This is a genomic window from Amycolatopsis sp. NPDC004747 (assembly GCF_053601335.1).
The window spans coordinates 267720-288794 of the sequence record NZ_JBSGBQ010000004.1; the positions used below are offsets into that span (position 1 = coordinate 267720).

16 protein-coding genes are annotated in these 21075 nt (G+C 70.5%); 9 read left to right on the plus strand and 7 right to left on the minus strand.

Features of this window, described 5'->3' with window-relative positions; all coding sequences use genetic code 11:
- Positions 1–12 precede the first annotated feature (12 nt).
- Entirely contained in the window at positions 13–1374 is a 1362-nt protein-coding gene (locus ACWEGE_RS08120) for an RICIN domain-containing protein (RefSeq protein WP_449659720.1), read from the minus strand.
- A 255-nt stretch (positions 1375–1629) separates the two neighbouring features.
- Between ACWEGE_RS08120 and ACWEGE_RS08125 the strand changes: the two genes are divergently transcribed.
- Together ACWEGE_RS08125 and ACWEGE_RS08130 are read left to right on the plus strand one after the other, a co-directional pair.
- On the plus strand, positions 1630–3057 hold the full coding sequence (locus ACWEGE_RS08125; protein WP_449659721.1) for an RICIN domain-containing protein: 1428 nt from the start codon (positions 1630–1632) through the stop codon (positions 3055–3057).
- A 149-nt stretch (positions 3058–3206) separates the two neighbouring features.
- Positions 3207–5543, plus strand: coding sequence for a beta-L-arabinofuranosidase domain-containing protein (locus tag ACWEGE_RS08130; protein WP_449659722.1), 2337 nt, complete (start codon positions 3207–3209; stop codon positions 5541–5543).
- A gap of 377 nt (positions 5544–5920) precedes the next feature.
- Here ACWEGE_RS08130 and ACWEGE_RS08135 read toward each other — a convergent pair whose 3' ends face one another.
- Complete coding sequence (locus ACWEGE_RS08135) at positions 5921–7375, minus strand: aldehyde dehydrogenase family protein (protein ID WP_449659723.1); 1455 nt, start codon at positions 7373–7375, stop codon at positions 5921–5923.
- A gap of 151 nt (positions 7376–7526) precedes the next feature.
- Positions 7527–8096 (minus strand): DUF4230 domain-containing protein, encoded by a 570-nt coding sequence (locus ACWEGE_RS08140; RefSeq protein ID WP_449659724.1) that lies wholly within the window; start codon positions 8094–8096, stop codon positions 7527–7529.
- 157 nt (positions 8097–8253) lie between these two features.
- On the opposite strand from ACWEGE_RS08140, the gene ACWEGE_RS08145 reads away from it, so the two are divergent.
- A complete protein-coding gene (locus ACWEGE_RS08145; RefSeq protein ID WP_449659725.1) occupies positions 8254–8400 on the plus strand; it encodes a hypothetical protein in 147 nt (48 codons plus the stop codon).
- Position 8401: 1 nt separating this feature from the next.
- On the opposite strand, the gene ACWEGE_RS08150 is transcribed toward ACWEGE_RS08145, so the two are convergent.
- Together ACWEGE_RS08150 and ACWEGE_RS08155 are read right to left on the minus strand one after the other, a co-directional pair.
- Entirely contained in the window at positions 8402–8995 is a 594-nt protein-coding gene (locus ACWEGE_RS08150; protein WP_449659726.1) for a TetR/AcrR family transcriptional regulator, read from the minus strand.
- A gap of 145 nt (positions 8996–9140) precedes the next feature.
- Positions 9141–10478, minus strand: coding sequence for a glycoside hydrolase family 6 protein (locus ACWEGE_RS08155; protein WP_449659870.1), 1338 nt, complete (start codon positions 10476–10478; stop codon positions 9141–9143).
- A gap of 398 nt (positions 10479–10876) precedes the next feature.
- Between ACWEGE_RS08155 and ACWEGE_RS08160 the strand changes: the two genes are divergently transcribed.
- The 4 genes from ACWEGE_RS08160 to ACWEGE_RS08175 are packed head-to-tail and all read left to right on the plus strand — an operon-like array spanning position 10877 to position 17098.
- Positions 10877–13246: a ricin-type beta-trefoil lectin domain protein gene (locus tag ACWEGE_RS08160; protein ID WP_449659727.1), complete on the plus strand. Its 2370-nt coding sequence runs from the start codon at positions 10877–10879 to the stop codon at positions 13244–13246.
- Positions 13247–13277: 31 nt separating this feature from the next.
- On the plus strand, positions 13278–14720 hold the full coding sequence (locus tag ACWEGE_RS08165; RefSeq protein ID WP_449659728.1) for an arabinofuranosidase catalytic domain-containing protein: 1443 nt from the start codon (positions 13278–13280) through the stop codon (positions 14718–14720).
- A gap of 19 nt (positions 14721–14739) precedes the next feature.
- On the plus strand, positions 14740–16158 hold the full coding sequence (locus ACWEGE_RS08170; protein ID WP_449659729.1) for an endo-1,4-beta-xylanase: 1419 nt from the start codon (positions 14740–14742) through the stop codon (positions 16156–16158).
- 16 nt (positions 16159–16174) lie between these two features.
- Positions 16175–17098: a GNAT family N-acetyltransferase gene (locus ACWEGE_RS08175; RefSeq protein ID WP_449659730.1), complete on the plus strand. Its 924-nt coding sequence runs from the start codon at positions 16175–16177 to the stop codon at positions 17096–17098.
- Between the two features lie 7 nt (positions 17099–17105).
- Here the strand turns inward: ACWEGE_RS08175 and ACWEGE_RS08180 are convergent, their stop codons facing one another.
- The gene (locus ACWEGE_RS08180; RefSeq protein WP_449659731.1) at positions 17106–17315 is read right to left on the minus strand and encodes a hypothetical protein; all 210 of its coding nucleotides are present in this window, start codon (positions 17313–17315) and stop codon (positions 17106–17108) included.
- A 24-nt stretch (positions 17316–17339) separates the two neighbouring features.
- On the opposite strand from ACWEGE_RS08180, the gene ACWEGE_RS08185 reads away from it, so the two are divergent.
- Positions 17340–17588, plus strand: a complete 249-nt coding sequence (locus ACWEGE_RS08185; protein ID WP_449659732.1) for a hypothetical protein — start codon at positions 17340–17342, stop codon at positions 17586–17588.
- 111 nt (positions 17589–17699) lie between these two features.
- Positions 17700–20033: a hypothetical protein gene (locus tag ACWEGE_RS08190; protein WP_449659733.1), complete on the plus strand. Its 2334-nt coding sequence runs from the start codon at positions 17700–17702 to the stop codon at positions 20031–20033.
- 46 nt (positions 20034–20079) lie between these two features.
- Here ACWEGE_RS08190 and ACWEGE_RS08195 read toward each other — a convergent pair whose 3' ends face one another.
- Positions 20080–21069, minus strand: a complete 990-nt coding sequence (locus ACWEGE_RS08195) for a PaaX family transcriptional regulator (protein ID WP_449659734.1) — start codon at positions 21067–21069, stop codon at positions 20080–20082.
- Positions 21070–21075 lie beyond the last annotated feature (6 nt).

A 21075-nucleotide genomic window follows, 5' to 3' on the forward strand; every position in this document is an offset into this window, starting at 1 on the left:
TCCTCCGCTTTCTCAGGCGCGCTGGAGCTGGAACCGCTGGTTGGCGCCACCGGAGGTGGCGTACTGCGAAATCCGGGCCCCGTCGGCGGTCGAGGCACCCCAGACGTCCATCGCGAGGCCGCTGGCCCGGTTGACCAGGGTGACCGCGCCGCCGCCGGAGTCGGTGACCTGCCACTGCTGGGTCGCCGCGTCGGTGTCGGGCTGCTGGGTGATGTCCGCGCCGGAGGCGGAACTCGCGACCTGCAGCACCAGGCCGCTGTGCCGGGCGCGGATGCGGTAGTACCCGTCGGCGGAGGCGAGGAAGTCGAACTGCTGGTTGGCCGCGGTGTGCGAGGTCCACTGGATGAGGGCGGCGCCCGCCGCGGTGGACGCGCCGCTGATGTCCGCGGACTTGCCGCTGTGCGCGGCGACCAGGGAGTAGTTCACGCCGACCTGCACCGGCGAGGTGGGCGGGTTCGGGTCGGTGCCGCCGCCGAACTGGCTGAAGAACTTCCAGATCTCGGCCTTGTCCCAGCTGCGCGCGCCGCTCTCGCAGCCGGTGCAGCCGTCCACCGGGCCCTGCTGGTGGCCGCCGTCGAAGGGCGCCCAGACCACCGGGTAGCCGGTCCGGCAGCCCGAGTAGACGGTCAGGTAGTGGGTCTTGCTGCCCGCGGCGGGCTCGGGGGCGTTCTGCGGGGTGCAGCCGTTGTTCCGCACGAAGGTGTCCCGCAGCCCCCGCCCGGCGCCGATGTTGTCCGACACGCCGTGGATGCCCATGTACGCGATCGGCTGCGTGCCGCCGCTGCACCCGCTGATCGCGCCGGGCGCGGCGATGGCCACGACCGCGCGGAAGACGTTCGCCCGGGCGCACGCCAGTGCGTAGCTCATCGCGCCGCCGTAGCTGAAGCCGATGGAGAACAGCTGCGTCGTGTCGACGCAGAGGTCGTTCTCGATCAGGCGGACCATGTCGTCGGTGAAGGTCACGTCCTCGCCGCCGGAATTGCCCCAGCCGTTGTTGAGGCCCTGCGGTGCCACGAAGATCGTGCTGTTGCCCGACTGCGACTGCATGCCGTAGTAGGCCCAGGCGTAACCGTCGCTGCCGCCCGAGGCGACCTGCTCGGCGGTGCCGCCCAGCCAGTGGTACCCGAACGCCAGCCGGTGCGGCTGGCTGTTGTCGTAGGTATCCGGGATCTTCAGGATGAAGCTGCGGCTCTTGCCGTTGCTCTGGATCGTGCGTTTTCCGCTGGTGAGCGTGGGGTTCTTGCCGCAGCCGGCACTCGGCGCGGCGGCCAGTGGCGCGGTGGACGCGGCGGCGGCCGGGGGAGAGGCGGCCGCGGACAGCACGAGCAACGCGGCGGCCGCGAAGATCCGGAACGGTGATCCGAGCCTGGGCATGCGGAACCCTTTCGGGCGACGGGAAATTCTCGGGCCCTCGGCGCTGGTCGCCTGCTCAAGGGTATTCGGGTTGTAGCACGGAATTCGAATGGGTGTCCAGCAGGAAATGAAAGTTTCACTTTTGTCGAAAGCGTCGAAAAGGAAATGGTGTAATTTCCGGTGTGGTGGACAAGCTTCCCGCCATGACGTACTCATACGTATGTTGCCCGACCGCGCTCGCCGCCGTCCAGCCGAAGCCCGCAAAGGGGTGCGCTCGTGATCCGCCGTCTGCTCTGCACTCTGCTCGCGGTCGTGGCCGCACTGGCCGGCACCGCGCCGCCGGCCGGGGCCGCCCCGGTGACCGTCACCAACGCCACCCAGTTCCCCGACACCTCCGGCGCGGGCGTGCAGGCCCACGGCGGTGGTGTCCTCGCGGTGGGTGGCTACTACTACTGGTTCGGCGAAGACCGCAACCCCGACAACAGCTTCCGCTACGTCTCGGTCTACCGGTCGGCCGACCTGCGGACGTGGGAGTTCCGGGCCCACGTCCTCGACCAGCGGTCCGCGCCGGAACTGGCGTCGGCCAACATCGAACGGCCGAAGGTGCTCTACAACGCCGCCACGAAGAAGTTCGTGATGTGGATGCACAAGGAAACGGCCGCCGACTACGCGCAGGCCCGCAGCGCGGTCGCGGTGTCGGACACCGTCGACGGCGCCTACTCCTACCTCGGGAGCTTCCGCCCGCTCGGCCTGACCTCCCGGGACATGACGCTGTTCCAGGACACCGACGGCCGCGGGTACCTCGTGTCCTCGACCAACGAGAACGCCGACCTGAGCATCTTCGCGCTCAGCTCGGACTACACGCAGATCGCGAGCCGGGTGGCGAACCCGTGGCCGGGTGCCTACCGGGAGGCGCCCGCGTTGTTCAAGCGCGACGGCGTGTACTTCATGCTCACGTCGGGGACCAGCGGCTGGGCGCCGAACCAGCAGCGCTACGCGACCGCCACGAGCATCACCGGTCCGTGGAGCGCCTACCGGGACGCCGGTGACGCGACGACCTACGGTTCCCAGACCGCCTTCGTGCTGCCCGTGACGGGCACGTCCGGGACGTCGTACCTCTACCTGGGCGACCGCTGGGGGAACTCGTTCGGCAAGACCGTCAACGACTCGCTCTACGTCTGGGCCCCGCTTTCCTTCCCCACGGCCACGACGCTGGTCCTGCCCTACTACCCGCGGCTGACCATCGACACGGGGGCGGGAACTGTGGCCGGGACCGGCGGCGGTCCCTACTCCGGGCTGGTGGCCCGCCACAGCGGCAAGTGCGTCGCCGTCCAGAACAGCCTGTCGGACAACGGAACGCCCGTCGTGCAGTCGACGTGCGGCGGCGGGCTCGACCAGGTCTACACCGCGCGCGACACCGGGAACGGCTACCAGGCACTGCTCTCGCAGGTCAGCGGGAAGTGCCTCGACGTCTCCGGTGCATCCACAGTGGACGGAACGGCGGTGGTCGTGTGGCCCTGCGCCGGCGGTGCGAACCAGCAGTGGCGCCCCGACGACCTGGGCGGCGGGTTCGTGCGCCTGGTCAACCGGAACAGCGGCAAGTGCCTCGACGTCAGTGACGTCTCCACCGCCGACGGCGCCCGGCTGATCCAGTGGACCTGCGGCGGCGGCTCCAACCAGCAGTTCTCGCGGCCCGCTCGGTAAGTTTCACCCGCCCCGGGGCGCCCGGCCCTGCGTGACCTCGTGGTCCGGCTGGCGGGAGAAGAACCTTGCGCCCGACCCGTGACAGGTGGCTTTGTTAGCGCTAACATCCACCCCGGCGTCCTTCCGTTCACTGACGATCGGAGTACCTGGTGACCTCATCCTTCAGCCGGCGGCGACTGCTGCAAGCCGCCGGAGCCACCGCCATCGCGTCCGCGGCCGGGTCCGCCGTCGGCTGGGCGCCCGCCGCCTCGGCGGCCACCGCCGCGGCCGTCGGGCCGGTCCGCCCGGACGCCGGGGTGTCCGCGTTCCCGTTCGAGCTCGGCCAGGTCCGGCTGACCGCGAGCCGGTGGCTGGACAACCAGAACCGCACGCAGAACTACCTGCGCTTCGTCGACGTCAACCGGCTGCTCTACGTCTTCCGCGCCAACCACCGCCTCTCCACGAACGGCGCGGCGGCCAACGGCGGCTGGGACGCGCCGACCTTCCCGTTCCGCAGCCACGTCCAGGGCCACTTCCTGTCCGCGTGGGCCCAGCTGTGGGCGGTCGCCGACGACACCTCGTGCCGGGACAAGGCCACGACCATGGTGGCCGAGCTCGCCAAGTGCCAGGCCAACAACGGCGCCGCCGGGTTCTCCGCCGGCTACCTGTCGGGCTTCCCCGAGTCGGATTTCGACAACCTCGAAGCCGGGCGGCTGACCAACGGCAACGTGCCGTACTACTGCGTCCACAAGACCATGGCCGGCCTGCTCGACGTCTGGCGGTACGTCGGCAGCACCCAGGCCCGCGACGTGCTGCTGAACCTGGCGGGCTGGGTCGACCGGCGAACGGCCCGGCTTTCCGCGAGCCAGCTGCAGTCGGTGCTGAACACCGAGTTCGGCGGGATGAACGCGGTGCTCACCGACCTCTACCAGTACACCGGCGACGCGCGGTGGCTGACCGCCGCGCAGCGGTTCGACCACGCCGCCGTGTTCGACCCGCTGGCCGCCAACCGCGACCAGCTCAACGGCCTGCACGCCAACACCCAGATCCCCAAGTGGATCGGCGCCGCGCGGGAGTACAAGGCCACCGGCACCACCCGCTACCGCGACATCGCCACGAACGCCTGGAACATCACCGTCGGGGCGCACACCTACGCCATCGGCGGCAACAGCCAGGCCGAGCACTTCCGCGCGCCCAACGCCATCGCCGGCTACCTCAACCAGGACACCTGCGAGAGCTGCAACACCTACAACATGCTCAAGCTGACCCGGGAACTGATCGCGCTCTACCCGGACCGCGCCGACCTGGCCGACTACTACGAGCGGGCCCTGCTCAACCAGATGATCGGCCAGCAGAACCCGGCCGACAGCCACGGGCACATCACGTACTTCAGCTCGCTCAACCCGGGTGGCCGCCGCGGCCTCGGCCCGGCGTGGGGCGGCGGCACGTGGAGCACCGACTACAACTCGTTCTGGTGCTGCCAGGGCAGCGGGCTGGAAACCCAGACGAAACTGGCGGACTCCGTCTACTTCTACGCCGACACGACGCTGATCGTGAACCAGTTCCTGCCCTCGGTGCTCACCTGGACCCAGCGCGGCATCACGGTCACGCAGACCACGTCGTTCCCGGCGAGTGACACCAGCACGCTGACGGTGACCGGCAGCGTGAGCGGCACCTGGGCGATGCGCATCCGCATCCCGGGCTGGACGAGCGGGGCGACCATCAGCGTCAACGGCGTCGCGCAGGACGTGACCGCCACCCCCGGCAGCTACGCCACCGTGTCGCGCTCCTGGGCTTCCGGCGACACGGTCACCGTCCGGCTGCCCATGAAGGTCGCCCTGAAGGCGGCCAACGACAACGCGAACGTCTCGGCCGTCACCTACGGCCCGGTCGTCCTGGCGGGCAACTACGGCAGCAGCACGCTCAGCGCGCTGCCGTCCCTCAACCCGAGTTCGGTCACCCGCACCAGCAGCGCCGCGCTGACCTTCACCGCCACCGCGAACGGCGCCGCGGTCAACCTGGTGCCCTTCCACGACGCGCAGGGCTTCAACTACACCGTCTACTGGAACACCGGTGGCGCCGGCGCGACGACCTACCGGCTGGTCAACGCGGGCAGCGGGCTGCTGCTGGGCGTGGAGAACATGTCCACCGCCGACGGCGGCCGCGCGCTGCAGTGGTCGGACAACGGCACCGCCGACCACAACTGGGAGATGATCACCGACGGCAGCGCCGTCCGGTTCCGCAACGCCAACAGCGGCAAGGTGCTCGGCGTCCAGGACATGTCGACGGCGGACGGCGCCCGCGTCCTGCAGTGGTCGGACAACGGCACCGCCGACCACCGCTGGACGCTCGTCGACCAGGGCGACGGGACGTCGAAGATCCGCAACGTCAACAGCGGCAAGCTCCTGACGATCGAGAACGGCTCCACCGCGGCCGGGGCGTACGCGCTGCAGGGCCCCGACAACGGTGCCGCGGCCAACCGGTGGCGGCTCGTGCGCAACGGCTGAGCTCTCCCGTCAGGACCGTTCTTGTCGGTGGTCGCCGATACGCTGGAACCGGGGGGCGCCCCCGCGGGCCGGCTCCCGGTTCGGCCGGCGTTGCGCTGCGGCGCCGGCCCACGGCGGCCATCGTGCCGGCGGCCATGGCGAGGAAGACGGCGGTCACCGGCACCGCGGCGGCGCTGTTGTCGAGCACGTACGGCGCCTGGGACCAGAACACCGGCAGCGTCGAGATGCAGCCGATGCCGCGAGGGTGAAGCCGGTCAGCGCGAGTACCGGGCGCCGTGGGCCAGCGCTGCTTCGCGGCCGATGCCGCCCGCTCCGGTCAAGGCCACCCTCGTTCCGGCCCAGCGGAACAGGGTTGCGTAGTCAGTCATGCGTCTCGCTCATTCCGGCCGGATGACGGCCATGCGCGTGACGGTCAGTTCCTCGATCGCGAAGCGAGGGCCTTCACGGCCGATACCGGAGTCCTTGACCCCGCCGTACGGCATGATGTCCGACCGGAAGCCCGGCGCCTCGTTCACGATCACCCCGCCGACCTCCAGTTCTTCCAGCGCCGCGAACGCGGTGGCCAGGGAGCGCGTGTAGACGCTGGCGTGGAGGCCGTAGTGCGAACGGTTGACCAGCTCGAACGCCGCCGGCACGTCGGGTACCGACCGGATGGCCACCACCGGGGCGAAGATCTCTTCGCACCACGCCTCCGCGTCTTCGGGCACGTCGAGCAGGATCGTCGGCTCGATGGTGCGGCCGGCCAGGCGGCCACCGGCCACGAGCTTTGCGCCCGCCCGCTCCGCCCGCTCGATCCAGCTCAGCGCCCTCCGGGTGGCGGCTTCGTCGATCAAGGGCGCCACCCGGGTGGCCGGGTCGCGGGGGTCCCCGGTGGTGAGCTCGCCGATGCGGGCCGTCAGCCTGCCGACGAACTCCTCGCGCACCGGCTCGCAGACGATCACGCGCTGCACCGCGATGCACGCCTGGCCGTTGAAGTAGAACCCGCCGCGCAGGACGGCGTCGGCCGCCTTGTCCAGGTCGGCGTCGGGCGCCACCACCAGTGCCGCGTTGGACCCCAGCTCCAGGAGGACCTTGCGGGGCGCCGCGTCCTTGGCGATCCGGTGGCCGACCGCGGCCGACCCGGTGAACGACACCGCCGCCACCCGGGGGTCGGTGACCAGCGTGCGCCCGACCTCGGCGTCTCCGGTGACCACCTGGACGAGCTCCGGCGGCGCGCCGTGCCGCTGCGCTGCCTCGCGCACGAGCTCGGCCAGCCACAACGCCGACAGCGGCGTCGCCGGGGCCGGCTTGCAGATCACCGGGCAGCCCGCCGCGATCGACGGGGCGATCTTGTGGCCGGCCAGCAGCAGGGGCGCGTTGAACCCCGCGATGCCCACGACCAGGCCGATCGGCCGCCGCGTCCAGAAACCGACCAGTCCGGCGCCGGACTCCTGGATGTCCAACGGCACGGTTTCGCCGTGGATGTGGGCGACCTCCTCCGCGGTCGCCGACCAGGTGAACAGCGTCCGCGACAGCTCGAGCGCGCAGTCGGCGCGTGTCTTCCCGGTCTCGGCGACCAGCAGCTCGGTGAACCCGGCCGAGCGCGCCCGGACGGCGGCTTCGACGTCCAGCAGGATCGAGCGGCGCGCCGCCGAGGGCAGTGCGCCGACCCGCTTGACGACTGCCGCTCCCGCTTCGAGGGCGGTCACCGCGTCGCCCACCGAACCGACCGGCGCGTGCGCGACCACGGACCCGTCGTAGGGGAACACCACCGGCGCCGATCGGGCCGGGGTGACCCACCCCGGCCCGATCGGCAGCCCGGACCGCAACGCCGGGACGGCGAAGCCCGTCATCGGCAACCCTCCTCGAACAACGCTGTTCAGGTAGTACCGGACGACTCCTGATCAGCTGGGGCCTTCTGTGTCGTTGCCGCCGCACCCCCGAAGCGGGATCGTGTTCCGGCGGCGGATCGGGGGTGCGGGGGCCCGGGCGACGGCGCGGAGGTCAGCCGGGGTTGGTGTCGGCGTACTTCACCGTGATGTTCTTGAAGCCCAGTGACTGCAGCAAGCCCGTCAGCATCGTTCGGGTGTTGCGCTCCGCGTCCGCCACCAGTGAGCTCTTCGCCGCCGCGGCCTGGATCTGCTTCTGGGCCAGCTCGTACAGGGCCTGCTGGGAGTTCGGGTTGCCGCTGAGGAACTCGTTGATGCGGGTGAACAGGCCCTGCTGCTGTGCGTACACGTGGGACTCGTGCACGTCCAGTGTCGCCGGCTCCAGCTGGGCGTGGCCCAACGTGATCGTGGCGGACTGGCGGTCGTCGGAGACCTGGACCGCGTTGCCCTTCAAGCGGGAGAAGTCCACGTACGCGTTGTCCGTGCCCACGCCGATGAACAGGGTGTCGCTGCCCACGAGGAAACTGGGCAGGATGGAACTGGTGGTGATGTCGACGACCACCTGGAACGAACCGCTCGCCGCCTCGTAGCGGGAGAGTTCGACGATCGACTGCAGCAGCACCGGGCCCGAGTGCTCCTCGGTCTTCTCCGCGAACGGGTTGCGCAACTGGGGTAACAGGTGCACCGCCGATGCGACGAGTACCGCTGCGATCAACACCACCACTGCCACGGCCAACGCGACGAGCCGTCTGCCCCAAGCATTCATGCCGCCAGAAATACCCAACGGGCCGAAGGACGAATCGGGCGGTACCGTGTGATCGGCTCCGGCGAGAGGGGAACGCGTGCGCAAGTCCGTGTGGCTGTGGATCCTGCTGGCCATCCTCGTCATCCTGGTGCTCGGGATGATCTTCGGTGGCTACCGGAAGGGTACCAAGATCGGCGCGCCCGCCGGCCCGGTCGCGGTCCGGACCGTGGACCGGGCGGCCTGAGTCACCGCCGCCGCTTGGTCCCGGCCGCCACCGGTGTGTCGCGGTAGTGCAGGATTCCTTCCACGCCACGGAGGAACGTGGCGCAGATCGGGGCCGGGTCGGTGAGGCAGCCCGCGGCCATGGCGCCGTCGCGGAGCATGACGAAGTGCTGGGCCGCCGGCTCGGCGGCCGTCTCGCCCGTGGCCGCGAGCAGCTCGGTGACGGTGTCGAGGAACCACTGCCGGTGGGTGAGAACGGCCTGGTGGACCGGGTGCGCCGGGTCGGGGTATTCGGCCGCGGCGTTGAGGAACGCGCAGCCGCGGAACCCGGGTGAGGCGATGCCGTCGGCGATCGTCGTCGCCACCGCCAGCACGACGTCCGCGGGGGAGCCGCTGTCCGACGCCGTCCGCGCGGCCGCCACCTGGGCCCGGATCGCGTTGTCCGCCGCGGTCAGGTAGGCGACCAGCAGGTCGTCCTTGCTGGGGAAGTGGCGGTAGAGCGTGGCGCGGGTGACGCCCGCGTCGGCGATTACCCGGTCGATGCCGACCGAATGCAGGCCCTCGGTGTAGAACAGCCTGCTCGCCGAACTCAGCAGCCGTGCGCGCGCTTCGGACACTTTCACCTCCCGGTTCGCTGAGCCCAGCTTAGCAGATAGAACGGTCGGTGTCGGCGGTGTCGAGCCTCGGCCCGGTCGGCGGAGGCGGGCAGGCCGGTCACGGCGCTCTGCGTGAACGTCGCGATCAGCCTGCCCGCCGCCGGGCTCAGGAGCAGGAGGTCCCGTTGAGCGCCGGCTGCAGGAACGGCGGCGCGCTGCCGGTGTAGTTGGCGTTGTAGCCGAGCGTGACCGTCGCGTTCGTGCCCAGGTTGCCGTTCCACGACGCGTTGGCGACCGTGACGACGTCGCCGCCGTCGGTCCAGGTCCCGTTCCAGCCGTTGGTGACGGTCACGCCGGGCGCGGAGAACTTCAGCGTCCAGCTGCTGAGGGCGGCACCGCGGTTTTCGACGACGATCTCGCCGGTGTACCCGCCGGGCCAGCTGCTGACCACCCGGTGGGTGACCTTGCAGCCGCCGGTCGGCTGCGGGGTCGTGGTGGTGGGCGTGGTCGGGGTGGTCGGCGTGGTGGGAGTCGTCGGGGTCGTCGGGGTGGTGGTCTCGATCGGCCCGGCGGCGATGGCGAGGTCGTAGGCCCGCTGGGGCACGAACTGGCCGGCCGTGGCGATGCAGCCGTCCGCCTCACCCGGCGGCTTGACCCACAGGAACGCGTCGATCTGGCCGTCGCCGGTCTGGTTGGTGCTCGGCGTGCCGATCGCCCGCCCGCCGGGGTCGCACCACTCGCTGCCCTGCGGGCCGTTGCCGTTGCGGCTCGTGTCGACCACGGCCTTCAGGCGCGAGTCGCCGAGCTGGTTGAGGATCGCCTTGTCGTAGGCGACCTCGTCGGACGTCGAGCGGTAGTTGGACACGTTGGTCGAGATGCCGTCGGCGCTGTTCGAGATGTCGGCGGCCCGCAGCCGCGAGGCGGCCTCGCCGGCGGAGAGCCAGGCGGAATGGCCGATGTCGAAGTACACCTTCGCCTGGGACGAGCCCGCCTTCAGCTTCTTGCCCGCGTACGCCATCGACGCGGAGGTCTGGCGCTGCTGGTCGCTGTTCTGGCAGCTCGTCATCTGCGGGAGCACGTCGGGCTCGAGCACGATGGCCGCGGGGCGGCCGGCCAGCCCGGCCGCCACCTGGTCGATCCAGGCCCGGTAGGCGTCGTGGGACGGCGCGCCGCCGCTGCTGGCGCCGCCGCAGTCGCGGTTCGGGATGTCGTAGACGACCATGATCGGGATCTTCCCCGCGGCGGCCGCGGCGCTGGTGTAGGCGTCCACCTCGCCGCGCACGGTGGACGTGTTCGTGGTGGTGAACCACCGCGCCTGCGGTACCGCCGCGATGCGGTCGCGGATGACCGCGGCGCGGGAGTCGCCGGGGTTCGCCGCGACCCACTTGGCCGCGTTGGTGCCCGGATCGACGTAGTACGCCGAGGCGGCGGCCTGCGCGCCGGCCCACGTGGTCGTGGCGACGACACCGGTCACGGCCACCGCGGCGAGCCCACCGGCGGCCACTGTCCTGCTGCGCATGCACGTTCTCCTTCGAACGACGGGGTGGCTCCGGAAACTGTGCCTGGGAGCGCTCCCAGCAATCGGAGACTGTAGCCGGGGAAGGCGGCCCGGGAAAGGGTTACCCGAGTCGCGCTCGCTCGCCGGCCCGAAAATTACATTTGCGCGATGCGTTGTTTCGTAGCAGCGAAAAGCCGCTGAGCTGCGGTGATGCCTTTCCGGAGTGGGTGGCGATGCGTTGTTTCGCAAAGAGCCGCCGGTGCCGGGGTTCAGTGGTTGTTCAGTGGGCAACGTGGCTGTTAGCGTTAACGCCCGGCGTGTCGCCGCCGGCTGATTGTTTCGCCGGCAGGCTCGAAAGTTTCGCCGCCCCTTCGTCGGAAGTGAGGACAACGATGTTCCGGAGCGTGGGAGCCGTGGCCGCGGCGGTGTTCTTGGCCGTGGCCGGCGGGGTCGTCGCCACGGCGCCGGCCGCCCAGGCCGCCACCTCGATCACGATCAACGGGAGTTCGGGTGGCCGCACCTTCGACGGCGTCGGCGCGGTCAGCGGCGGTGGTGGCAACAGCCGCCTGCTGATCGACTACCCCGAGCCGCAGCGCGGGCAGATCCTCGACTACCTGTTCAAGCCCGGCTACGGGGCCGCCCTGCAGATCCTGAAGGTCGAAATGGGCGGCGACACCAACTCCACCAGCGGCGCGGAGCCCAGTCATTCCCACTTCCGCGGCGATCTCGACTGCAACCGCGGGTACGAGTGGTGGATCATGGAGCAGGCGAAGGCGCGCAACCCCGGCATCAAGCTCGTGGGCCTGCCCTGGGGCGCGCCGGGCTGGATCGGCAACGGGACGTTCTTCTCCAACGACCTGACGGACTACTACCTGTCGTGGCTGGGCTGTGCCAAGCAGCACGGGCTGACCATCGACTACCTCACGAGCGTCCAGAACGAGAAGCAGTGGAGCGCGGACTGGACGGTCACCCTGCGGAACGCGCTCAACGCCAACGGGTACAACGCCGTCAAGATCATCTCCGGTGACTCGTGGCCGGGGGACTGGGGACCGGCGAGCGCGATCTCGACGAACACCGCCTACCGCAACGCGACCGACGTGCTCAGTGCCCACTACACCTGTGGCTACCTCAGCGCGCAGACGTCCTGCAGTGTCCCGGCCAACGTGACGAACACCGGAAAGACGTTGTGGTCCAGCGAAAACGGCTCCCAGGACTACAACGACGGCGCCAAGCCGCTGGCCCGCGGGATCAACCGCGTCTACCTCGACGGCAAGATGACCGCGTACCTCAACTGGGACCTGATCGCCGCCGTCACCCCGAACATCCCGTGGCCGACCGTGGGCCTGATCCTCGCCAACCAGCCCTGGTCCGGCTACTACTCGGTCGGCAAGGACTCGTGGGCGCTGGCGCACACGACGCAGTTCACCGCGCCCGGCTGGAAGTACCTCGACTCCTCCAGCGGCTACCTCGGCGGCAACCGGGCAGGCGGTAGCTACGTTTCGCTGAAGTCGCCGAACAACACCGACTACAGCACGATCATCGAGACGATGGACGCCACCTCGGCCCAGACGCTGAACCTGAACGTCACCGGCGGGCTGTCCACCGGCCAGGTGCACGTGTGGGCGACCAACCTCAACTCGAACAACGGGAACGACCACTTCGTCCACAGCACCGACATCACGCCGTCCGGCGGCGCCTTCACCCTGACCGCCCAGCCCGGCTACCTGTACTCCATCACGACCACCACCGGGCAGGGCAAGGGCACCGCGACCAGCCCGCCGCAGGGGTCGCTCAACCTGCCCTACAGCGACGACTTCGACTCCTACGCCAAGGGCAAGGAAGCCAAGTACCTGATGGACATGGAGGGCGCGTTCGAGACCTCCGCGTGCGGCGCCGGCCGGGCGGGCACCTGCGTGCGCCAGGCCGCGACGCAGAAGACGATCCCGTGGAAGAAGTTCGTCGACCCCTACGCGTTGCTGGGCAACATCGCCTGGAGCAACTACACGCTCAGCACCGACGTGCTGCTCGAGAAGTCCGGGTACGTCGAGCTCCTCGGCCGGGCCGGTTCGCAGGACACCGGCAACCAGGGCGCGCTGAACGCGTACTACTTCCGCGTGAGCGACAACGGATCCTGGTCGATCCGGCGCAACAACACCAGCCAGCAGAACACCACGCTGCGCACCGGCACCACGACCGCGCTCGGCACCGGCAGCTGGCACCAGCTGTCGCTGGGCTTCTCCGGCAGCACCATCACCGCCTCCGTCGACGGGAACGTGGTCGGCACGGTCACCGACGGCACCTTCCCGGCCGGCCAGGTCGGCATCGGCACGGCCGTGGGGGAGACCGCCCAGTTCGACAACCTCTCGGTGGCCGGTTCGGGCGGCGGGTCGACGTCGGTGCTGCGCAACACCGCGGCCGGGCGCTGCCTCGACGTCCCGAACGTGTCGCAGACCAACGGCACGCAGGTGACGCTGTGGGACTGCAACGGCGGCAGCAACCAGCAGTGGACGCTGACGTCGGGCAAGCAGCTCCTGGTGTACGGCAACAAGTGCCTGGACGCCGAAGGCGCGGGCACGACCGCGGGCACCCGGGCGATCATCTGGGACTGCTCGACCGGCGCCAACCAGCAGTGGACGGTGGCCACCGACGGCACGATCACCGGTGTCCAATCAGGACTGTGCCTCACCCCGAGCGGGAACGGCACCGGGAACAGCACACCGGTCACGCTGCAGGCCTGCACCGGGGGCAACGCGCAGAAGTGGACGCGGAGCTAGCGGAACCGCCGTCCGGACAGAGGAGTTCGCGATGAAGAAGCGCTGGACGAGGATGTGGCCCGCCGTGGTGATCGCCGCGGGCGCGGTGACCGGCACGGCGACGACGTCGCAGGCCGCCACCGAGGGGCCGTGTGACATCTACGCGGCGGGCGGCACGCCCTGTGTGGCCGCGCATTCGACCACCCGGGCGCTGTACGGCGCGTACAGCGGCTCGCTGTACCAGGTCCGGCGGGCCTCGGACAACACCACGCGGGACATCGGCGTCCAGGCCGCCGGCGGGGTGGCCGACGCGGCCGCGCAGGACGCGTTCTGCGCGGGGACCACCTGCCTGATCACGGTCATCTACGACCAGTCCGGCCGGAACAACCGGCTCACCCAGGCCCCACCGGGTGGGTTCCAGGGCCCGGCCGCGGGCGGGTACGACAACCTGGCCAACGCGGCGGCGGCCCCGATCACCATCGGCGGCCAGAAGGCGTACGGCGTGTTCGTGGCACCGGGGACGGGCTACCGCAACAACAACGCCACCGGAACCGCGACCGGCGACCAGCCCGAAGGCATGTACGCGATCTTCGACGGCACGCACTACAACGGCGGCTGCTGCTTCGACTACGGCAACGCCGAACGCAACAGCCGCGACAACGGCAACGGCACGATGGAGGCCATCTACTTCGGCAACATCAAGGTCTGGGGCTACGGCTCCGGCAACGGGCCGTGGATCATGGCCGACCTCGAGAACGGCCTGTTCTCCGGCGTGAACCAGCGGTACAACGCCAACGATCCCAGCATCAGCCACCGGTACCTCACCGCGATCATCAAGGGCGGCCCGAACCGCTGGGCGATCCGCGGCGGCAACGCCCAGTCCGGTGGCGTGTCGACCTTCTACGACGGGGTGCGCCCGAACGTGTCCGGCTACAACCCGATGCGCAAGGAAGGCGCCATCATCCTCGGCACCGGCGGCGACAACAGCATCGGTTCGGCCGGCACGTTCTACGAAGGCGTGATGACGTCCGGGTATCCGTCGGACGCCACGGAGAACGCGGTGCAGGCCAACATCGTCGCGGCGGGGTACGGCACCGGCGGCAGCAACACCGGCACCGGCCCGGTGCACGCGGTCGGCGCGGGGAAGTGCCTGTCCGGCGCCGCCCAGGGCACGCAGCTGCAGATCGCCGGGTGCAACGGCCAGGCGAACCAGGCCTGGACGCGCACCTCGGACGGCAGGCTGACGGCCACGATCGGCGGGGCGACGCTGTGCCTGGACGCGTCCGGCCAGGGCACCAGCGCGGGCACGAAGGTGGTGACCTGGCCGTGCAACGGGCAGGGCAACCAGCAGTGGACCGTGAACTCGAACGGCACGGTGACGGGTGCCCAGTCCGGACTGTGCCTCGACGTCACCGGCGCTTCGACGGCCGACGGCGCGCCGGTCGAGCTGTGGACCTGCAACGGCGGCAGCAACCAGCAGTGGACGCTGGGCTGAGACGGATCGAGGGCGTTCGATGACCACCAGTGCACTCCCACGGCGGCCGCGGACCGCCGCCCTCGCGGCGGCCGTCCTGTCGGCGACCGCCCTGGTGCTCTCGCCCGGCGTCGCCGGCGCGGCGGGCACCCTCGGGGCCGCGGCGGCGCAGTCCGGCCGGTACTTCGGCGCCGCGATCTCGACCAGCCACCTGGGCGAGTCCGCGTACGTGAACACGTGGACGGCGGAGTTCACCGGCGTCACGCCGGAGAACGAGATGAAGTGGGACACCGTCGAGCCCAGCCGCAACCAGTTCAACTTCGCGCCCGCGGACCGGATCGTGAGCCAGGCGAAGAGCCAGGGGATGAAGATCCGCGGGCACACGCTGGTGTGGTACCAGCAGCTGGCGAACTGGGTCGGCGGGCTGGACGCGGCCAACCTGCGCTCGGCGATGCTCAACCACATCAGCCAGGTGGCCGGGCACTGGAAGGGCCAGGTCATCGCGTGGGACGTGGTGAACGAGGCGTTCGAGGAGAACGGCACCCGCCGCCAGGCGACCTTCCAGCAGAAGCTCGGTGACGGCTACATCGAGGACGCCTTCCGCGCGGCCCGCACGGCCGACCCGGCCGCCAAGCTCTGCTACAACGACTACAACACCGACGGGATCAACGCGAAGAGCACCGGCATCTACAACATGGTGCGGGACTTCAAGAGCCGGGGCGTGCCGATCGACTGCGTGGGCTTCCAAAGCCACCTGAGCTCGAACTCGAACCTCGGCAGCTACCAGGCGAACCTGCAGCGCTTCGCCGACCTCGGCGTCGACGTGCAGATCACCGAGCTGGACATCGGCGGCTCGGGATCCGGGCAGGCGAACGTCTACCGGCAGGTCACCCAGGCGTGCCTGGCGGTGTCCCGGTGCACCGGCATCACCGTCTGGGGCGTCACGGACAAGTATTCGTGGCGCTCGGGCGACACGCCGCTGCTGTTCGACGGCAACTACGGCAAGAAGCAGGCGTACACGGCGGTCCTCGACACGCTCAACGGCGGCAACCCCGGTGGCGGCGGCACCGGCCCGGTGCGCGCCGCCGCGGCGAACCGCTGCCTGGACGTGCCCGCCTCGTCGACGACCGCGGGCACCCAGGTCCAGATCTGGGACTGCAACAGCGGGGCGAATCAGCAGTGGACCCGCGGCACCGCGGGCGAGCTGAGCGTGTACTCCGGCGGGACCAAGCGCTGCCTGGACACCGCGGGCGGCGGGACCGCGGCGGGCACGGCGGCGGTGATCGCGAACTGCACCGGCGGAACCGGTCAGAAGTGGACGTTCGCCGGGAACGGGACGGTCACGAACGGCCAGTCGGGGCTGTGCCTGGACGTCAGCGGCGCGGCGACCGCCAACGGCACCAAGGTGATCATCTGGACCTGCAACGGCGGCGGCAACCAGCGCTGGACGACGAGCTGACCCTTACGCTGGACCGGTGGACGAGCTTCCAGTGGTGACCGAGCGCCTGGTCGTGCGCCGGTTCGAGGCCGCGGACGTGCCGGTGTTCGAGGCCTACCGCTCGGATCCGGAGGTGGCACGCCACCAGTCCTGGGACGTGCCGGTGACCGACGCCGCGGACCTCGTGGCGGAGTTCGCGGCGGCGCAGGAGGGGGCGCCCGGCTGGTTCCAGTACGCCGTGGCGCTCCGCGACGGCGGCGGCCTGATCGGGGACGTCGGGGTGTGCGTCCACGACAACCGGATGCAGGCCGAGCTGGGGTTCACCCTCGCCCGCGCCCACCAGGGGCGGGGGTATGCGACCGAGGCCGTGCGGGCGGTGCTGGACCGCGTGCTCGCGAGCGGGATCCGCCGCGTCTCGGCGGAGTGCGACGCCCGGAACACGCCGTCGGCGCGGCTGCTGGGGCGGCTCGGGTTCGTCCACGAAGGGTTCCGCCGCCGGCACACCTGGCTCAAGGGCGAGTGGACCGACGACCTGCTGTTCGGGCTGCTCGCCGAAGACCGGGGACCGGACCTCTTCGCCTGCCGGCCCAACCTGCTGGTGCGCGACCTGGCGGCGAGCGTCGCGTTCTACGCGGACGTGCTGGGGTTCCGGGTGGGCTGGCGCTGGTCCGACCGACAGGGCCGGTTCCTCGCGGCGGAGGAGCCGACCGAGCCGGGAACCGCGCTCGTCGGACGTGACCACGTGCAGCTGATGCTCACCGAGCAGGCGGGCCCGCACTCGACCCGGCTGCACCTGGACGTCCCGGCGGCCGCGGGCGTGGACCGGCTGTTCCGGGAGTGGCGCGAGCGCGGGGCGGAGATCGCGGAGCCACCGGTGGTGCGGCCGTGGGGGATGTACGAGATGCGGGTCCACGACCCGGACGGCAACGTGCTCAGGGTGAGCGCACCACCGGCCCGCTGACGGCGCTTCACGAGTCGAGGCCGGCCAGGTCGAGGACGAAGCGGTAGCGGACGTCGCCCCTGGACAGGCGGTCCAGCACTTCGTCGACCCGTGCCGACGGAACCTCGACGTCCGCGGTGACACCGTTCCGGGCGCAGAAGTCGAGCATCGCCGCGGTGGCCGGGTGGCCGCCGCTGCCTGCCGAGGTCGGTTTCTTGCGGCCCACCAGGAGGTCCATGGCATCGACCATCAGCGCACCAAGGTGGACGACGCCGACCGGCTGGACGATCCGACGCTGCGGGCCATCGCCGACGCGCAGGCCGCGGGGCTGGTCCGGGCGGGGGATCCGTTCGACCTGATGGCGATGGCGATGGTGATTGCGATGTCGGTGGCGTGGTCACCGGTCAGCACCGTCTACGCCGCCACGGCCGCGGAACCCGCCGAGGCCCACGACCGGTGGCGCGAGCTGCCGCGGGAGTCCGTGCGGAGCGTCATCGCGCCCGGCGGCTGAGCAGCGGTCGCATTCCGTCGGCCGGCTTTTGTCCCGAACGGAAATCCGCGGTGCCGTATGTTTCCGGGAAGACTTGGTGGATTCCGATCGAGCCGGGCGGAGGAGGACTGAGTGGGCGGCTTCTCGTTCCGATCATGGCGTCTCCTGAAAGTTCGATTCCGTGCCGCGCGTGGGTGGGGACTGCTGAGCGGTGCCGCGGTGCTGGGTGCGCTCATCGGCTGTGTCGTCGCGTTGTGGGTCCCGGGCGTCGCGGCGGTTTCGGTCGGCTCTGCCGTTGCTGTCGCCGTGTTCACGGTGGCGAGTGCCCGGGGCAAGGACGTCCTCGAACGGCAGGCCGAACGGCGTGACGCCCGTCCGCTCCGGATGCTCGCCGCCGGGATCGGCGGGCGGCCGCTGCGGGTACGGGACCTCGATGATCCGATCGTGCTGAGAGTGCACCCGGCGGAGGCGGTCGTCCGGGACGTCGCCGGAGAGCGGACGCTCGACCGGACACCGCCGTACGTTCGCCGGGACCTGCACGACGAGCTGGGCGGTCTGATCCGCCGGGGCGGGTTCGTCCTCGTCGTCGGCGAGTCGACCGCTGGCAAGACGCGCGCGGTCTACGAGGCCGTACGGGCGGTGTGCCCGGATCACGTACTGCTGGTGCCGGCGAGCCGCGAGGCGTTGACCGACGTGATCGGGACCGCCACCGACACGCCTCGATGCGTGCTGTGGCTGGATGACCTCGAGCGGTTCCTCGGGGCAGGGGGACTGACGCCAGTTCTGCTGAACCGGCTCCTCGGCCGCCGGTGGGGCCATTTCGTCGTCGCCGCGACGATGCGCAGTCCCGAGTTCGACCGCTACGGCGCCCGGGAGGAAACCGGGGTGGCCGGCGCGGATCTGGACGCCTGGCGCGATGCGCGCGACATCCTGCGGCTGGCGAGCGTGGTCGGCCTTGCCCGGCGCTGGACGAACGCAGAAATCGAGCGTGCCCGGGGCTGCGACGACGACCCGCGCATCCGGGCGGCGCTGGCGAGCATCGAGAAATTTGGCCTGGCGGAAGTGCTCGCCGCGGGGCCGGAACTGGTCCGCAACTGGCGCAATGCCTGGTCACCATCCGCGCACCCGCAGGGCGCCGCTCTGGTGGCGGCCGGGGTGGACTGCCGCCGGGCGGGGATCGACGACCCGGTGCCGCTGGACCTCCTGGTGGACCTTTCGCGCTACTACCTGCGCGAACACGGCGGCGAGGTGCTGCGCCCGGAGTCACTGGCGGAAGCTCTCGCCTGGGCGACGAAGACCAGCCACGGTGCCAGTAGTCTGTTGCTGCCGTCAGAGAGTCCTGACCACTACATCGCCTTCGACTACCTCGTGGATCTTCCCGGGCTGGATTTGGTCCCGTCGCCGACGTGGCAGACGCTCATCGGCCGTGCCGAACCCTGGCAGGTCTTCCGCATCGGGGAGACGGCGGCGCGGGTCATGCAGCACGACGTCGCCGCTCACGCTTTTCGTGAAGCGGCCGGGCATGGTGTTCCCGGTGCGGACACCGCCGCCGAATTCTATGCCGCCTACGGTGACCAGCTTCGTGTGACAAGCGCTTTCGACGGGTTGCTCGAGGACCGAAGGGCAAGGTTCGGCGACAAACACCCCGAGACGCTGCACGTGAGGCTTTTGTACGCGGAGAGCATCGCCGATTCGCCGCACGCCGCCAAGGCGCTGGAAGTGTTCCCGGAGCTTATCCGGGATCTTGGCGAGATGCTGGGCCGTCACCACCGTGACACGTTGGACGCGCGGCGCTGGTACGCGTACTCGATCGGCATGTGCGGCGACCTCCCGACCGCGATCGGCTTGCTCAACGAGATGCTTCCGGCGCACGAAGAGGTGTTCGGGAGTGAGCACCTGTCCACTCTCCTGGCGAGGCACTACCTGGCTTCCTTCGTCGCGGAAGACGAACCGCAGAGGGCGCTCGGCATGCTGGACGACATACGGGCGAGGTACATCCAGGCCTATGGTCCGGACAGTCCCCGGGTTCTGCAGGTAAGAGACCTCATCGGAGGCACGATGTGGCGTTCGGGGGTGGCGTTCGACGAAGTGCTTCGTCACCGGCAGAGCCTGCTCCGCGACCGGGTCAGGATTCTGGGTGCCGATCACGCACACACGGTGGTCACGAAGTTTAGGGTTGCTTCTCTGCTGTTCGAGACGGGCCAGCTCGAGCAGGCTGACTTGCTGCTTACCGAACTGATCCGGGAATCGGTCGGTGACAGTGTGAGCGAGGAAGACCTCCAGAAGATCGCGCTCCGCCTCACCGAACTGCGCTTGGCCGACGACGGGCGGCAACTGCGGTCGGTTCGCGACAAGGCAACGACGGTGCTGCGGGTCTTCGTGGGGCTGCGCGGTGCGGACGACCCGATCACCCGCAAGATAGCCGAAGTCATGTCGGCGGCCGGTGTCGCACCGCCGGCCCGCTGACGGTTGTCGCGGCACCTTCCGGCACGCCCGGCTGGCAAACTGCCGCTCACCCGCGCCGGGCGTCGTCCAGGCGGCGGGCTTCCGCCGCCTGCTCGAACGGCGTGTCGCCCGCCGGGTGGCGGTCGCCCAGTGCCGCGAACAGCGCCGCCACCTTGGCCGAGTCGTGGTGGGCCGCCAGCTCCGCCAGTGCCGGGTCCGTGTCCGCCAGCACCTGGCGGAAGCGTAACTCCGCGAGCGGGCCGAGGCGGTCGTAGATCTGCAGGAACACCTTCTGGGCCCGGTCGCGCGCCCAGTCCGACGGCAGCAGCTCGGCCGGCAGGTCCGGGTCGGTCTCCGGGAACCGGCGCCAGTCCACGCGCAGCTCGGTGCGGGTGCGCAAAGCCTGCGCCGGGCTGATCAGGCCCGCGTCCAGGCCGGTCAGCACCTCTTCGTAGCGCTCGACGAACTGCTCGTACTCCCGGGCCAGCGGCCCGAGGTCGAAGGCCGTCACCGCCGCGGCCGGGCCCGGGACTTCGGTGGCACGGAACACCGTCGCCGTGCGCAGTTCCAGCTCCCGCAGCGCCGCGAGGGCCGGCTCGGCGAGGTCGTGCGGGCTGATCCAGACCCCGTCGTACAGCGCCGCGAAGCGCAGGACCCGCAGCCGTGACCGCAGCGCCGTGCGCAGGCCGCGGTCCTGCTCCGGCACGGAGAACGTGACCACCGTCCACCGCCCGTCCCACTCCGGCGCGGTCGTGCCGAAGGTCAGCATCCGGTGCGTGCGCTCGACGATCACCTCGGACGTCCGCGCCGGGATGCCGTACGCGGTCGTGCGGCCGCTGCGGGAGACCGTCAGCAGGCCGCGGGCGGCGAGCCGGCGGATCGCCGCCCGGGCGCTGGCCGGGCTGATGTCGAACTCGCCGAGCAGCTGGACCAGCGCGGCCGACGGGATGTGCTCGTCGCGCCAGTACCAGAAGTCGCCCAGCAGCGAGGTGAGCAGGAGCTGCGGCTCGGCTCCCTGTTGTGAGCGGGGCAGTGGCCCCGAGGGCGGCACTGTCATCGCGCT

Bases quoted from the DNA above. Each gene is read 5' to 3' on its own strand.
- ACWEGE_RS08165 (WP_449659728.1), top strand. From the start codon at position 13,278: ATGAAGAAGCGCTGGACGAGGATGTGGCCCGCCGTGGTGATCGCCGCG.
- ACWEGE_RS08120 (WP_449659720.1), bottom strand. From the start codon at position 1,374: ATGCCCAGGCTCGGATCACCGTTCCGGATCTTCGCGGCCGCCGCGTTG.
- ACWEGE_RS08180 (WP_449659731.1), bottom strand. From the start codon at position 17,315: ATGGACCTCCTGGTGGGCCGCAAGAAACCGACCTCGGCAGGCAGCGGC.
- ACWEGE_RS08170 (WP_449659729.1), top strand. From the start codon at position 14,740: ATGACCACCAGTGCACTCCCACGGCGGCCGCGGACCGCCGCCCTCGCG.
- ACWEGE_RS08195 (WP_449659734.1), bottom strand. From the start codon at position 21,069: ATGACAGTGCCGCCCTCGGGGCCACTGCCCCGCTCACAACAGGGAGCC.
- ACWEGE_RS08135 (WP_449659723.1), bottom strand. From the start codon at position 7,375: ATGACGGGCTTCGCCGTCCCGGCGTTGCGGTCCGGGCTGCCGATCGGG.